The following is a 14,013-nucleotide window of genomic DNA, read 5'->3' as shown; positions in this document are numbered from 1 at the left end:
TGGCTAGTGTACTGCTTCCGCCTGCGGAGCGCTTCTGCGCCAACAAAACGCCGCGCAGATCGCCAACGTGACGATCACGCAAAGCCAACCCAGCCAGTCACCGTGCCGTGTGTAAAACGTAGTGCCTGTCACATAGCCGAACGATGCGACCAACGCTCCACGCTGGTGCCTTGGCAAACTCGCGCCCATGCGACCGTAGGGATCGATCACGGTCGTCACGCCCGTATTCGTCGAGCGCAACAGCCAGCGATTGTTCTCGATAGCACGCATACGCGCCATGTCCAGATGCTCCCACGGAGCGCTGGAATCGCCATACCAGCCGTCGTCGGAGAGATTGAGTAGAACGCTTGCGCCGCTCTTCGCCAGTTCGCGAACCTCGGTGCCGAAGATGGACTCGTAGCAGATGAAGACGCCGATCGCCTGCCCGTCGTGATGCAGCAGCGTCTGCTCCGCGCCCGGCGTGAAGGTCCCCACGTTGTCCAGGAGATGACCGGCAAAGAAGAAGAGGTCTTTGTACGGCGTGTACTCGCCAAACGGCACGAGGTGCATCTTGTCGTAACGACCCTGATAGCTGCCGTCGGCGGCAAAGTAGCTTGCTGCGTTGTAGACCTTCGCCAACTCCGGAGCCGCTGCGTTGCGCTGCATCGCAATGGAGTTCGCAATGACCGGCGCATCGGCGCTCTTGGCAAGGCTGCTCAGCGTCTCGCGGAACGCCGGGTCATCGTCGATAAAGTCCGCCGGAGCCTCGGGCCAAGCGATCAGATCAACCTTTCCCGCGGCCGCCAGCGTGCGCTGAGACAGATGCGTCAGGTTGTCGAGAAGCTGCTCTCGCGTTTCACGTGGCCCTGCCTCCGCACCCACCGAGAGATTGTCCTGCAACAACACGGCACGATGTGTCGCGGAGATCGGCTGCGGGTGCCATGTAGCTTCTGCGGCGGTCAGCAGCACAACCAGCACCGCCGTTCCGAGGAAGATCGTGCGCTGCAGCAGTCCAGAGCGCACGCGCCAGCGAGCGAGCCACAGTGCGTTGATCGCGGCAACGAGGAACGACAGCCCCATGACTCCGGTCACCGGCGCAAACCGCGTCAGCGCGAGGTTGTCGATCTGCGTGTACCCGAGCAGGTCCCACGGAAACCCTGTGATGCGTGCGCGTGCCAGCTCCAGCGCAACCCACGCAAACGGAACAGCAAACAACGCTACCTGCACGGAGCCCCGATTTCGTAGCCATCCGATCAACGCTCCGAAGAGTGCATGGTAGAGCCCAAGATAGAGCGCGAAGAGTATCAGGATGACGAAAGCTACCGGCGAAGGTAGCGCACCGTACACATGCATCGTCGGGTAAATCCAATAGCAGTTTCCGAGATACCAGAGCACGCCGCACAGGTAGCCCACACAGGCTGCGCTCTTTGTACTTAGCGGTTTACCATCGCGATCTTTCCCCAGCAACGCGAAAAGTAGCGGGACAAGACAGAACCAGCAGAAGAGTCTCCGCCACAACGGCACAGGGCCTGCGATCGGAAAAGGCAGCCATTGCAACAGCGCAGAAAGCGTTGCAAGCCACCAGGCAGCGAGAGGAACCTTCTTCATCAAGCCGATGCTAACATCCGCGGCGACTATAAAAAGCTATAGAAACCGTTGCTTTGCGCGCAGAGAAGTCTATACATTTAGAGATGGCGGTCATTGATCAAAATGAGCCGGATATAAGAATGAGTCGCACACCAAATGGGGTTCCTCTTTATTCATGGATGTAACTCGAATTTTGTCGGAAATTGATGCAGAGATTTCGCGCCTGCAAGAAGCTCGCGCAGCTCTGGTGGCCATCGGTTCCACCGGTACCGTAGCGGGAACTGCGACTCGTCGTCGTGGACGTCCCAAGGGAAGCACAAACGGCGCGAAGGCAGCAGCACCCTCCGCGCCGCGCCGCAAGCGCAACCTCTCTCCAGAAGGTCGCAAGCGCATCCAGGAAGCAATGAAGCGCCGCTGGGATGCACACCGCGACGGCAAAGGAAAGTCAGCCAAAGCGACCAGGTAACAACAGAAAAGCGCTCGGGATCACCGAGCGCTTTCTTCTTTTCATTCCTCCGAGCTAACGAACCGCAATCACTTCGCGCGTATTGTCCTTGCCCAGCAAGAAGCGACGATCCGCATAGCCATCCAGAAACTGCTCAATCTGACGCGGCTGATAGAGGCCGAGGATCGGGAAATTCCCTGTCGGCACGGTCAACACTTCCGGCTTGTCCGTTACATGGAAGCGCACATACTGCGTGCCAGGACCGTCCATCTTTCCGTGGCTGAAGGCGAGCAAGCGTCCGCCCGGGTGAAGCTTCTTCGCAAGCCGCTCAAACAGCAGCGGCACAGAGCTCGGTGGGAGATAATCAGCCGTGTCCCAGAGCAGTACCGCATCGAACTCCTTGCCGGAGAAATCGAAGTTGGCTTCAGCAAAGCGCTCGTGGTCGAAGACCGTCTTGCCGTCTTCCCCCACCTTCTGCCATTCCGGCTTTGTCGCATCTTCTACAACGTTCGCCATGTAAACGCTGTGCCCTAACGACGTCAGAAAGTTGATGTTCGCCGGCGATGTGTCTCCGAAGTCGAGCACGCGCAGACCTTCGTGGCTCTTCAGGTATTCAAGTGTTTCGCCCCAACCGCGCGAAGCACGCGTAGACGGCGCACTGTTGCCGCCGCCCGCGTCCTTGTTCCGACTGAAAATTCCCATCTAAGCTCTCCGGCTTTGCTTACTCGTCGTCCGACGACGACGAAGCTCCACCCAGATTGCGAACCGCTGCCGCCAGACCTGCCGGCATCTGTCCTGCGGGGCGCGGCGAACCGAACAACGAAGACTCTGACGGAACGCTCTGCTGTGCCACCGGCTCAGGCGCGGGCGAGTAGTGCTCCACCGCCGCCGGCGCTTCAAAGCGAGTCTGCTCCGCCACCGGCGAAGCTTCTGCCGCGGGCGGCGTTACGCGACCGCGGAAGCGGGCTTCATCCTCAATCGAAAAACGCCGCGTGAACGCATCACCCACCACTGAAGCGTTGGCTCGAATCTCGACTCGTTCCGTCGCGCGCAGCGTGCCTTCCACCGTGCCCATCACCACCACATGCTGTCCGCTCACATCGGCGCGCACACGAGCCTCACGGCCGATCGTTATGCGAGCGCCTTCAGCAATGACGCTTCCCTCAAGCTGGCCCTCGATCACAACGTCGCCGGTCGCCACCAGATCTCCACGTAGCTTTGCCGTCGCCGCAATCACCGTTGCAGCCTGTAGATTTGTTCCCGTCACACTTCCTCACCTTCCGTATCCGGCGGCGGGCATACAGCAGCGCGGACAACCGATACAGCCGAACTATAAATCAATTACAGGGACGACTTTCAACACGAAAGCGGCAGCCCCGCGAGTATTGTTTACGTCTAAAGTGTCACACAGGGGTTATCCGCACTTTGTTTCGTATGAACCAACTTTCGAAAAGAAGCTTGCTCGCGTTTGCTCTCGCTTTTGGAGTCAGTAGCTTTTCAGCCGCACAAACGGCTGCACCTTCCGCTCCCACTCCCGTCTCCTGGGTGCAGCAAGCCGCCGCGCACGAGGTCCACATCATCGACGACGACGGCGAGTTTCCGGTTCGCTATCGCGTCCGCCGCATAGACGCCAAGAACGACATTACACGCGAAATCATCGAAAGCCGCGATGGCGCCGTCGCTCGTTTGATCCAGCGCAACGGCGCGCCGCTCACCGCCGAAGAAGATGCCGCCGAACGGGGCCGCCTGCAGGACATCCTCGACGACCCTTCCGCGTTCCTCAAAGCCAAGAAGCGCAATACCACCGCGCGCAACTACGCCATCAACCTCGTGAAGTTGATGCCGCAGGCGATGATCTTCACCTACACGCCCGGTCAGCCGCAGCCGCCCAACGCGCCCGGCCAGCAGATCGTGCTCGACTTCAAGCCGGATCCAAACTTTCATCCGCCCACAACGATCTCAGAGCTGCTCACCGGCCTCGAAGGCCGCATGTGGATCGATCGCCGTACCGGCGTGCTCACGCGCACCGAGGCGCGCGTCATCAAAGGTGTGAACTTCGGTTGGGGCGTGCTCGCGCATATCTATCCCGGCGGCACCGTGGAGTTCGAGCAGGCAGAGGTCGGCAACGGGCGCTGGGTGTACTCGCGGCTGGACGAACACGTCTCCGTGCGCGAACTCATGATTCATACAGCCAACGAAAACAACCGCCTGTCTGCATCAGACCTGCGGTTGCTTCCGAATCCACTTGGCTATCGCGAGGCCATCCAACAGCTCCTCGCGATGTCTCTGCCGAGGTAGCTAAGCCGTCGGGCGGCGCAGCGTCAGCGAACGCACGGTGATCGCATCGATGCGCTCTCGCACGATCTCCCATCCGCGACCCGGTGTGGTCGGCACCACGATCTCGCCCTGCGCCGACACGGTCACTTCAGGCTCGATGATGTCCTGCTTCCAGTAGCGCGCCGAGGCCGACACGTCACCCGGCAGCTTGAAGTTCGGCAGGCTCGACAACGCTACGTTCTGTGCGCGACCGATGCCTGTTTCCAACATGCCGCCGCACCATACCGGCACGCCAAACTCCTCGGCCACATCATGCACCGCAAGCGCTTCGGTGAAGCCGCCCACGCGGCCCACCTTGATGTTGATGATGCGTCCCGAGCCATTCTCGAGCGCTGCACGCGCGTCGCGGCGATTGCGAATGCATTCGTCCAGACAGATCGGCGTCTTCATCTTCTTCTGCAACTGCGCGTGGAAGTAGAAGTCGTCGTACCAGAGCGGCTGCTCGATCATCAGCAGGTTGAAGCGGTCCCAAGCGGCGATGCGATCTGCATCCTCTAGCGTGTACGCCGAGTTCGCATCGCAGCTTAGCCAGATGTCAGGGAAGCGATCGCGCACCATCGCGAAGATCTCCTCATCCCAGCCCGGCTGGCACTTCATCTTGATGCGCTGATAGCCCGCCGCAACTTCCTTCTCTACCGTCGCCAGCTGCTCTTCCCTCGACGGCTGAATGCCGATCGAAACACCGCACGCAATCTTGTCGCGGGTGCCGCCGAGCAGCTTCGCCAGCGAAATCCCCTGACGCAGCGAGTCCAACTCCCAGACCGCGTTCTCGAGAGCCGCCTTCGCCATGCGATGCCCGCGCACCTGCTTCAACACATCCGGTACATCGCGCCCGCTGGATACATCGGCCTTCAACAGGCGCGGTGCCAGTTCGAGTTCAATCGCGGTCCACGCCGTGTCCACGAACTCGTCAGAGAAGTAAGGATGCTCGCCCGCCACGGACTCGCCCCACGCGGTCATGCCTTCGCATTCAATCTCCACGAGCAGCATGCGGCGCATCGTGTGCACGCCAAAGCTCGTGCGGAACGGGTTGACCAACGGCATCTGCACTTCACGCAGGTGAATCTCCTCAATCTTCATCGTGCTTCTCCCTCACTCCAATCGCCCAACAGATACTTGCCATTGCCTTCGGCGTCCACCTCAAAGCCGATCACCGCTTGCCCCTGCGCGAATGCCTGCTCCAGCCCGTTCGCAATCGCCTGCTGCGCCGCTGCAGCCTTTGGCCGCTCGGCATCATGGCTCTTCCACGAGCCGATCTGCGCTGGCACCGTCACAGAGCCCTTCACCACGCCCGCAAACGGCTCCTTCGCCAATGCCTTCGTCACGCGCTCGCTCGTCAGCCACCACTCCGCAATGATGCGGTCGGTCGGCAAGCCACCGTGCAGTGGCGAAACCGAGTCGCCGTAGAAGTTACGCTTGTAACGACGAATCACCGCGCCCAGCTTGGCGATATTCAGGTTGGCGTTCTTGATCTCCAGCGGATCGAAGGTCCACTCCATCAGCTCGATCCCACGCGCCACGGCGTCATCACGCTGCGCCAGCTTCAAACGCCGGCCCACGCCGGCGTTGCGGAACTCCGGCAACACCGCGAGATGATGCGAGTGCAGATACGGCTTGCCGTTGCGAATGCCCGGCAGCGACATCGCATAGCCTGCGAGCACATCACCCGCGTACGCTCCAATCACCTGCCCGCCGATGTGCGACGCCAGCAGAAAGACCTTCTGCGTCACCATCGAAGCCACGTCGTAGCTCCACACCGCGTCCTGCAACTGCACACACTGGTCAAACTCCGCCAACTCCGTCAGCGGACGCACCACAATCTCGCTCAAGCCTTCTCTCCTGCCTTTGCTGCGGCCCACAGGCCTTCCAACTCTGCTACATCCATGCCGTCGAGCGGACCGTTCGCCGCCGCTTCCATCGCCGCAAAACGTCGGCGGAACTTCGCATTCGCCGCTCGCAGCGCGCCTTCGGCATCGAGCTTCAGATGCCGCCCCAGGTTCACCGCCGTGAACATCAGGTCGCCAAACTCTTCTTCCACTTCCTTCGACTTCCGCGCCTCGACCTCGATCATCAACTCGGCAATCTCTTCGTCGAGTTTCGCAAAAAGCCCGCTCGCATCCGGCCAATCGAAACCCACCTTCGACGCCTTCGAGCCTATCTTCTGCGCTTCCATCACCGCAGGCATCGCGCGCGGAACGTCATCCAGCATCGAACGAGCCGCATCCTCACCGCGTGCGGCCTTCTCCTGCAGCTTCACCTGCTCCCACGTCGTAATCACCGCATCGGCGTTCTCGGCCACAGCCTCGCCGAAGACATGCGGGTGCCGGCGCAGCAGTTTCGCGCTCAGGTTCTCGGCAACGTCTTCCAGCGTGAAATATCCCGCGTCCTGCGCCATCTGCGCGTAGAACAGCACCTGCAGCAGCAGGTCGCCCAACTCGTCCTTCAAAGCAGGCCAGTCACGACGCTCAATCGCGTCGAAGACCTCGTAGGTCTCCTCCAGCGTGTGCCGCTTGATGGAATCGAAGTTCTGCTCGCGGTCCCAGGGGCAACCGTCCGGCCCGCGCAGCCGCGCCATGATCGCCGCCGCTTTGCCCAACGCCTCGGCGGTTGCAGCCTGTGCCTTCAAGTCCAAACCCGGCTTATTCTCTGCCATTCCCACAGCTTACCTCTGTCGCATCTTCCACCGCCATTCGCGCGTCCAATATCCTTGAACGCGAGCTGATGGATCTCTTCGAAAAAATTCGGACACTGCCGACCGGCGCCGGCTGCTACCTCTACAAGAACGCAGAGGGCGAGGTCATCTACGTCGGCAAGGCGAAGAACCTGCGCTCCCGCGTTCGCTCCTACTTCCTCAAGGCCAATCAGCTAGCCAACGCCAAAACCGGCTCGCTGATGCGCGAGGCCGTCGACCTCGAGTACATCCTTGTCGACAACGAACGCGAAGCGCTGGCGCTTGAGAACAACCTGATCAAGCAGCGCAAACCGCGCTTCAACATCCTGCTGCGCGACGACAAGACCTACCCGTACATCAAGCTCACGCTCGGCGACCGCCACCCGAAAGTCTTCGTCACGCGTAAGCTGCGCAAGGACGGCGGAGCGTACTTCGGCCCCTACTTCCCCGGCAACCTCGCGCACCGGCTCGTCGATGTGATCCACCGCAGCTTCCTCATCCCCAGCTGCAAGGTCGACCTGAACCGCTACCATCCGCGCGCCTGCCTGCAGTACTACATCAAGCGCTGCCTCGGCCCGTGCGTACAGGACCTCATCTCGCCTGAGGAGTACCGCCAGGCCATCCGCGATGTGCAGCTCTTCCTCGAAGGCAAGCCCTCCGAGCTCGAAGACCGCCTCACCGCGCGCATGGAGCAGGCCGCAGAGAACATGCAGTTCGAGCTCGCCGCACGCCTGCGCGATCAGCTCATCACCGTTAGCCAGGCGCAGGACCGCCAGCGTATCGCCTCCCCCGGCGATGAGGATGCCGACGTCTTCGGCTTCCACTTCGAGAACGACATGCTCGCCGTCAACCTCTTCCACATGCGCGGCGGCAAGATCGTCGATCGCCGCGACATGTTCTGGGAAGATCTGCCCGACTTCGAGGCCGAGTCGCTCGCTGAACACGAAAGCGACGAAGATACCCTCGCCACCGAAGACGCGGACATCACGCTCGAGCCGGAGCCGTCGCATACTGCGCCGCAGATCGCCGATGACGCGCCCTTTGCCGACGAACACTCCGTTCTTGCTTCCCCGTTCGATCTCGAAACTCAAGACTCGCAACTCGCAACTCGGACGAACCCAAACTTCTCCCCAGCCACCTTCTTCTCCGCGCTGCTCAAGCAGCTTTACCTCGATCAGGGCTACGTCCCGCGCCACATCTACGTGCCGGTGGACTTCCCCGACCGCCAACTGCTCGCCGACGAACTACGCGAGCGCAGCGGCCACAAAATCGACATCGCCGCCCCGCAGCGCGGCGACAAGCGCTCGCTCGTCGACCTCGTCTGCACCAACGCCAAGCAGAGCTACGACCAGCGTTTCCGCGTGCTGCAGCCGTCCATCAAAAACATGCAGGAAGCGCTACAGGACGCGCTCATGCTCGCCGAGCTACCCACCCGCATCGAGTGCTTCGACATCTCGCACATCCAGGGCGCGGAAACCGTCGCCTCCATGGTCGTGTGGGAGGATGGCGCGATGAAGAAAGCTGACTACCGCAAGTACCAGGTCAAGACCGTCAGCGGCGTCGACGACTTCGCCTCCATGCATGAGATTCTGCTACGTCGCTACAGCAAATTCGCCAATGGCGCAAAGCCCACGGGCAAGGACTCAACACTGCCCTCGCTCATCCTCATCGACGGCGGCCTCGGCCAGTTGCACGCCGCCGCGCAAGCCCTTGAAGAGCTTGGCCTCACCACACAGCCGCTCGCGTCCATCGCCAAGAAGGAAGAAATCATCTACGTCTACGGCCAGGAGGACGATCCCGTCGTGCTCGACCGCCGCTCGCCCGTGCTGCACGTCATCCAGAAGATTCGCGACGAGTCGCACCGTTTTGCGATCACCTACCACCGCAAGCGCCGCCAGATGCGCGACCGCACCAGCGAAATCGACGAGATTCCCGGCGTAGGCGCGATCACCCGCCAACGCCTGCTCACGCACTTCGGCAGTGTCCGCGCGCTCAAGCAGGCCGCGGAGAAGAACCCCGACTCTCTCCTCGCCGTGGCGAATAAAGCCACTGCAGAAAAAATCCGGCGATTCTTCGTCGAAGAAGAATCACCGGATGATCTCGTTCAGATTGAGACGAACTAGTTCGACGACTTCCCGCCAAATGTATTGCACTGCCCCGGGTCGCCGCTTTCAAACCCACGCTTAAACCACGTCTCGCGCTGCGCGCTAGAGCCATGCGTCCACGACTCCGGACTCACCGCACGCCCGCTCATCTTCTGCAGATGATCGTCGCCCACCGCGGCCGCTGCACTCAACGCCGACTTCACATCATCCGCGTTGATCTTGCCGCGCTGTTGCAGCGAATGCCCCCACACGCCGGCATAGCAATCCGCCTGTAGCTCCAGGTCCACCGAGAGATGATTCTTCTCACTCGGCTCCTCCTGCATCAAACGCTGCACCTTGCTCTCGGTGCCCAGCAGGTTCTGCACATGATGCCCCAGCTCGTGCCCGACCACATATGCCTGCGCGAAGTCCGCCGTGCTGCCGCCAAACTTCTTCAACTCATCCCAGAAACCGAGATCGATGTACACCTTCTGGTCCGCCGGACAGTAGAACGGCCCTGTCGACGACTCCGCCGTGCCACAGCCTGAGTATGTCTGGTCGCGGAACATCACCAGCTTGGCGTGCCGATACGTCTTGCCCTTCTGCTCGAAGATCTGCGTCCACGTCTTCTGCACATCGTCTAGCGTCCACGAGATCAGATGCGCATCGCGATCCTCCGCCTGCGAGGACTCCGGCGTGCGCGCACGCTGCGCCACGGGCGCGCTCGATCCGCCACCACCATGCAGATAGCCACCTATGAAGTTGCGGCCTGTCACCGCGCTGATCACCAGCAGCACGAGGAAGCCGACGATGCCGAGGCCTCCGCCGCCAAACCCAAAGCCACCACCGCCGCCGCCACTTTCGCCGCGACGATCTTCAACGTCGCTGCTCATATCGCCAGATTGCCAATCCATCCGCGCCTCCGAAAAACTCTCGCCCATAGGATGCAACTTCGAGCGTCGAAATCATCCTCGCACGGAACTTCCGGCAAGTCTCTTGCGTATCCTCATCCCAAGCACTCCTATGTCTACAGCCAACGCATCGACGACCTACGTTCGCGGCCACGACCTCGAGCTCGCCAAAGCCCTCCGCCTCGCCGTCATCTTCGCCATCGTGCGCCTGCTCTTCCAGTTCGCGCTCACGCTGTGGACGACGCACCTCGGCTACGGCTACTTCCGCGACGAGTTCTATTACATCGCCTGCGGTCGCCACCTTGCCTGGGGATACGTAGACCACGGCCCCGTCGTCGCCGTGCAGGCGCGTCTCGGCGAACTGCTCTTCGGCGACTCCGTCTTCGGCATCCGCGTGCTCTCCGCCGCGGCCGGCACGGTGATGATCTTCCTCACCGGCATCCTCACCTGGGCCTTCGGTGGCAAACGCCCCGCGCAAGGTCTCGCGATGCTCGCAGTCTTCCTCGCGCCCGGCTTCATTGGCGTCGACGGCTACCTCTCCATGAACTCCTTCGAGCCGGTCTTCTGGATGACCTCGCTGCTCGCGATAATCCTCGTGCTGCAAGGCCGCAACCCACGCCTCTGGTGGACGGTCTACGGCATCAGCTCCGGCCTCGGCTTGCTCAACAAGCCGTCGATGACCTTCTTCCTCGTCACGCTCGGCATCGGCTTACTCTGCACGCCGCAACGCCGCGTGCTCTTCACGCGCTGGGCCGCGCTCGGCATCGTGCTTAGCCTCGTCATCGCCGCGCCGAACGTCGTGTGGCAGATCCACAACCACTGGCCCACGCTCGAGTTCCTGCGCAACGGCCAGAAGCACGGCAAGAACCTCGTCTTCCCCTTCCCGCAATTCCTGCTGGGCCAGCTTCTGCAACTGCATCCGGTGAACGCGCTCGTGTGGCTCACCGGCGTCGTCGCGTTGCTGCGCGCGAAGTCCGTAAAGAACATGCGCTGGCTTGGCATCGCGTTCCTCATCTTCCTGCCGCTCATGTGGAAGCTGCACGCGAAGGACTACTACCTCGAGCCGTTTTACCCCGCGCTCTTCGCCGCCGGTGGCGTCGCGTGGGAGCACCGCAACGCTGCACGCCGTCTCGTCGCAGAGGGCCGCGTCTTCGCTCTGCCCATCCTCGAGAGCCTGCTCGTCGTCCTCATCCTGCCATCGCTGCCGATGGCCTCGCCCATCCTGCCGCCCATGACGTGGGTCCGCTACGCCGACGTCACGCACTTCCGCCCCAAGCCGCAGGAGAGCGGCCACGAAGCCATCCTGCCGCAGTTCTACGCCGACCGCTTCGGCTGGAACAACGAGGTCGACCTCGTCCTGCAGGCGTACCAACGTCTCACGCCGCAAGAGCAGCAGCACGTCTGCATCTTCGCCAGCAACTACGGCGAAGCCGGCGCGATTGACTTCCTCGGCAAGCAGCGCGAGCCCTCGCTGCCGCCGGCGATCTCCGGCCACAACAGCTACTGGACCTGGGGCATGCACGGCTGTGACGACAACATCGTCATCGCCCTCGTCGGCGACACGCCCGAAGAGCTCCACGTGAAGTACAGCGACGTGCAACTCATCGGCGTCACCAGCGACCCGCTCGCCATGCCTTTCGAGCTCCACCAGAACGTCTACCTGCTCAAGCATCGACAGCCCAGCGCTCCACTCGACTGGCACGACGAACGCTTCTACTACTAGCGTCTGCTACCCTCAGCTTCAATGCCAGCCCCTCACGAACTTCCGCGCGTGCTCACCACGCGACACGCCACGGCCATGGTGGTCGGCATCATCATCGGCTCAGGCATCTTCCTCGTGCCGCGCGAGATGATGGCCGCCGCAGGCAGCTCGTCCATGGTCTACGCCGTGTGGATCGTCGGCGGCCTGCTCTCACTCTTCGGCGCCATGAGCTACGCCGAACTCGCTGCGATGAAGCCCCGCGTGGGCGGCGAATACGCCTTCCTCCACGACGCCTACGGCCCACTCACCGCGTTCCTCTACACCTGGACGTGGACGACCATCGCGAAGCCCGCATCGATCGCCTCCATCGCCGCCGCGCTCATGCGCGTGCTCGGCAACTTCCACACCTTCGCCTTCCTGAACACGCCAGCCTTCGCGCATCTCGCGTGGTCGCAGATCGCGGCCATCCTCGCCACATGGCTCATCACACTGCTCAATGTCGTCAGCACACGCGACTCCGCCAATCTGCAAACAGTACTCACGTGGCTGAAGATCTCCATCATTGTCGTCGTGGCCGTCGTCTGCTTCAGCGCCATCCACACCGGCTCGCTGCACAACTTCGCCTCGCACTACAACGCTGCTCGCGGAGGCTTCGCCGGCTTCATGGTCGCGCTCATCGCCGCGCTGTGGGCCTACGACGGCTGGAGCGACGTGACGCAAATGGCCGGTGAAGTCCGCGAGCCGCAACGCGCTCTTCCGCTGGCGCTCATCGGAGGCGTTGCCACCGTCGGCCTGCTCTACATGCTCACCAACGCAGCCATCCAGTACGTGCTGCCCGCCGCAACCATCGCGGTCTCCGACCGTCCCACCACCGACGCGCTGCTCCGCATCGCCGGTCCGCTCGGCGCAGGACTCGTCGCCATCGGCATGGCCATCAGCATCGGCTCTACCTTCATTGGAAGCTCGCTCTCCGGCGCACGCGTGCCCTTTGCCGCCGCTCAGGATCGTCTCTTCCCTGCAGCTCTCGCCGCCATTCATCCGCGCTTTCGCACACCGTACGCGAGCCTCATTCTGCAAGCCGTGCTCAGCTCGCTTCTACTACTCGCACTCGGTCGTTTTCAAGCACTGTTCTCGCTTGCCATCTTCTCGGAGTGGCTCTTCTACGCGCTCACCACCGCTGCGGTTTTCGTCTTCCGCTTTCGAGAGCCGAACACGCCGCGCCCGTATCGAGTGACGGGCTACCCCTTCGTGCCTGCGGCCTTCATCGCAGCCGCGCTGGTGCTGCTCGTCTTCAGCTTCCACGACCAGCCGACCGCCTCCAGCTACGGCCTCGGCGTCATCCTGCTCGGGATCCCCATCCACTACCTCGCGAAGAGCCGCGCTGACTAGCCGTATCAACAACAACAAACCATCCGTACGCGGCCCTATGCCGACGGGTGGGCCGCCACAGACCCCACCACAAAGCGATACCCTAGTACCTGTGAAGAAACCCAAGCTCGGCCAAAACTTCCTCGTGGACAACAACGCCTGCCTCCGCATCGCCGACGCTCTCGGCGACGTAAGCCAGCGCACCGTCGTCGAAATCGGCCCGGGCCACGGAGCCATCACCAAGCTGCTCGCGCCCCGCTGCGCACGCCTGCATCTCATCGAGTTCGACCCCGCGCTCGTGCGCGAACTCACTTTCCACTTCCGCGACACGCCGCACGTCACCGTGCATCACGCGGACATCCTGCAGACCGACCTTGCGCCTCTGCGCACAGATGATCAATCGCTCGACGTCGTCGGAAATCTGCCCTACTACATCACCTCGGACATCCTGCTACACCTCTTCGCGGCCGCGAGAGAGAACGTCGTCCGCCGCGCCGTCGTCATGATGCAGCGCGAAGTCGCCGACCGCATCGCGTCGCCTCCGGGTCACAGCGAGTACGGCGCGCTCAGCGCATTCACGCAGCTCCACGCGCACGTCGCGAACCTCTTCGTGCTGCCTCCGGCCGCGTTCGACCCGCCACCCGACGTCTACTCGACCGTACTGCGTCTCGAATTCGCTCCACGTTTTGCCGAGCTTTGCGTCGAGCCCGAAAGCTTCAACAAGTTTCTCCGCGCAGGCTTCGCGCAGAAGCGCAAGACGCTCTCGAACAATCTGCGCAACGCGAACTACACCGCGGCACAACTCGAAGCCGCATGGCCTGAAGAGTTGTCGAAGACGATCCGCGCAGAAGCCGCCACGCTGGAGCAAATGGCAACGCTCTACAAGGCACTAGCCTAAGAAGCGGGTGCCCCATGTCTCGATTCCGAGA

At 62.1% G+C, this 14,013-nt stretch carries 13 protein-coding genes; 6 read left to right on the top strand and 7 right to left on the bottom strand.

Annotated elements, in window-relative coordinates:
- Window positions 1-3: 3 nt before the first annotated feature.
- On the bottom strand, window positions 4-1,587 hold the full coding sequence (gene lnt / locus OHL11_RS16785; RefSeq protein WP_263372698.1) for an apolipoprotein N-acyltransferase: 1,584 nt from the start codon (window positions 1,585-1,587) through the stop codon (window positions 4-6).
- A 172-nt stretch (window positions 1,588-1,759) separates the two neighbouring features.
- Between lnt and OHL11_RS16780 the strand changes: the two genes are divergently transcribed.
- A complete protein-coding gene (locus OHL11_RS16780) occupies window positions 1,760-2,032 on the top strand; it encodes a hypothetical protein (protein ID WP_317890661.1) in 273 nt (90 codons plus the stop codon).
- Between the two features lie 54 nt (window positions 2,033-2,086).
- Here the strand turns inward: OHL11_RS16780 and OHL11_RS16775 are convergent, their stop codons facing one another.
- Entirely contained in the window at window positions 2,087-2,713 is a 627-nt protein-coding gene (locus OHL11_RS16775) for a class I SAM-dependent methyltransferase (RefSeq protein ID WP_263372696.1), read from the bottom strand.
- A 19-nt stretch (window positions 2,714-2,732) separates the two neighbouring features.
- Complete coding sequence (locus OHL11_RS16770; RefSeq protein ID WP_263372695.1) at window positions 2,733-3,278, bottom strand: bactofilin family protein; 546 nt, start codon at window positions 3,276-3,278, stop codon at window positions 2,733-2,735.
- A 191-nt stretch (window positions 3,279-3,469) separates the two neighbouring features.
- Here OHL11_RS16770 and OHL11_RS16765 point away from each other — a divergent pair, with 191 nt between their 5' ends.
- Window positions 3,470-4,309 carry a hypothetical protein gene (locus tag OHL11_RS16765; RefSeq protein ID WP_263372694.1) on the top strand — a complete coding sequence of 280 codons (840 nt, stop codon included), beginning with the start codon at window positions 3,470-3,472 and terminating at the stop codon, window positions 4,307-4,309.
- On the opposite strand, the gene menC is transcribed toward OHL11_RS16765, so the two are convergent.
- The 3 genes from menC to mazG are packed head-to-tail and all read right to left on the bottom strand — an operon-like array spanning window position 4,310 to window position 7,001.
- A complete protein-coding gene (gene menC / locus OHL11_RS16760) occupies window positions 4,310-5,428 on the bottom strand; it encodes an o-succinylbenzoate synthase (RefSeq protein ID WP_263372693.1) in 1,119 nt (372 codons plus the stop codon). It lies immediately after the preceding gene.
- Window positions 5,425-6,177, bottom strand: a complete 753-nt coding sequence (locus tag OHL11_RS16755; RefSeq protein WP_263372692.1) for a GNAT family N-acetyltransferase — start codon at window positions 6,175-6,177, stop codon at window positions 5,425-5,427. Before OHL11_RS16755 ends, menC begins: the two co-directional genes overlap by 4 nt.
- Window positions 6,174-7,001, bottom strand: coding sequence for a nucleoside triphosphate pyrophosphohydrolase (mazG, locus tag OHL11_RS16750; RefSeq protein WP_263372691.1), 828 nt, complete (start codon window positions 6,999-7,001; stop codon window positions 6,174-6,176). The genes OHL11_RS16755 and mazG overlap by 4 nt, the downstream gene beginning before the upstream one ends.
- Before the next feature lie 68 nt (window positions 7,002-7,069).
- Here mazG and uvrC point away from each other — a divergent pair, with 68 nt between their 5' ends.
- Entirely contained in the window at window positions 7,070-9,142 is a 2,073-nt protein-coding gene (gene uvrC, locus OHL11_RS16745) for an excinuclease ABC subunit UvrC (RefSeq protein ID WP_263372690.1), read from the top strand.
- Here the strand turns inward: uvrC and ypfJ are convergent.
- A complete protein-coding gene (gene ypfJ, locus OHL11_RS16740) occupies window positions 9,139-10,017 on the bottom strand; it encodes a KPN_02809 family neutral zinc metallopeptidase (protein WP_263372689.1) in 879 nt (292 codons plus the stop codon). The genes uvrC and ypfJ overlap by 4 nt on opposite strands.
- 109 nt (window positions 10,018-10,126) lie before the next feature.
- On the opposite strand from ypfJ, the gene OHL11_RS16735 reads away from it, so the two are divergent.
- Genes OHL11_RS16735 through rsmA form a run of 3 tightly spaced genes read left to right on the top strand, consistent with a single transcriptional unit; the run spans window position 10,127 to window position 13,982 of the window.
- The gene (locus tag OHL11_RS16735) at window positions 10,127-11,737 is read left to right on the top strand and encodes an ArnT family glycosyltransferase (protein WP_263372688.1); all 1,611 of its coding nucleotides are present in this window, start codon (window positions 10,127-10,129) and stop codon (window positions 11,735-11,737) included.
- A 48-nt stretch (window positions 11,738-11,785) separates the two neighbouring features.
- Window positions 11,786-13,105 carry an APC family permease gene (locus OHL11_RS16730; RefSeq protein WP_263372687.1) on the top strand — a complete coding sequence of 440 codons (1,320 nt, stop codon included), beginning with the start codon at window positions 11,786-11,788 and terminating at the stop codon, window positions 13,103-13,105.
- A 37-nt stretch (window positions 13,106-13,142) separates the two neighbouring features.
- The gene (gene rsmA / locus OHL11_RS16725; RefSeq protein WP_263372686.1) at window positions 13,143-13,982 is read left to right on the top strand and encodes a 16S rRNA (adenine(1518)-N(6)/adenine(1519)-N(6))-dimethyltransferase RsmA; all 840 of its coding nucleotides are present in this window, start codon (window positions 13,143-13,145) and stop codon (window positions 13,980-13,982) included.
- The last annotated feature ends 31 nt before the right edge of the window (window positions 13,983-14,013 follow it).

This window comes from Granulicella cerasi (assembly GCF_025685575.1).
Classification (GTDB): domain Bacteria; phylum Acidobacteriota; class Terriglobia; order Terriglobales; family Acidobacteriaceae; genus Granulicella; species Granulicella cerasi.
This window is presented reverse-complemented; position numbering and strand designations above follow the sequence as displayed.

Coding starts and splice junctions, on each gene's coding strand:
- lnt (WP_263372698.1), bottom strand. CDS start 1,587: ATGAAGAAGGTTCCTCTCGCTGCCTGGTGGCTTGCAACGCTTTCTGCG.
- OHL11_RS16775 (WP_263372696.1), bottom strand. CDS start 2,713: ATGGGAATTTTCAGTCGGAACAAGGACGCGGGCGGCGGCAACAGTGCG.
- menC (WP_263372693.1), bottom strand. CDS start 5,428: ATGAAGATTGAGGAGATTCACCTGCGTGAAGTGCAGATGCCGTTGGTC.
- mazG (WP_263372691.1), bottom strand. CDS start 7,001: ATGGCAGAGAATAAGCCGGGTTTGGACTTGAAGGCACAGGCTGCAACC.
- uvrC (WP_263372690.1), top strand. CDS start 7,070: ATGGATCTCTTCGAAAAAATTCGGACACTGCCGACCGGCGCCGGCTGC.
- ypfJ (WP_263372689.1), bottom strand. CDS start 10,017: ATGGATTGGCAATCTGGCGATATGAGCAGCGACGTTGAAGATCGTCGC.
- OHL11_RS16735 (WP_263372688.1), top strand. CDS start 10,127: ATGTCTACAGCCAACGCATCGACGACCTACGTTCGCGGCCACGACCTC.
- rsmA (WP_263372686.1), top strand. CDS start 13,143: ATGCCGACGGGTGGGCCGCCACAGACCCCACCACAAAGCGATACCCTA.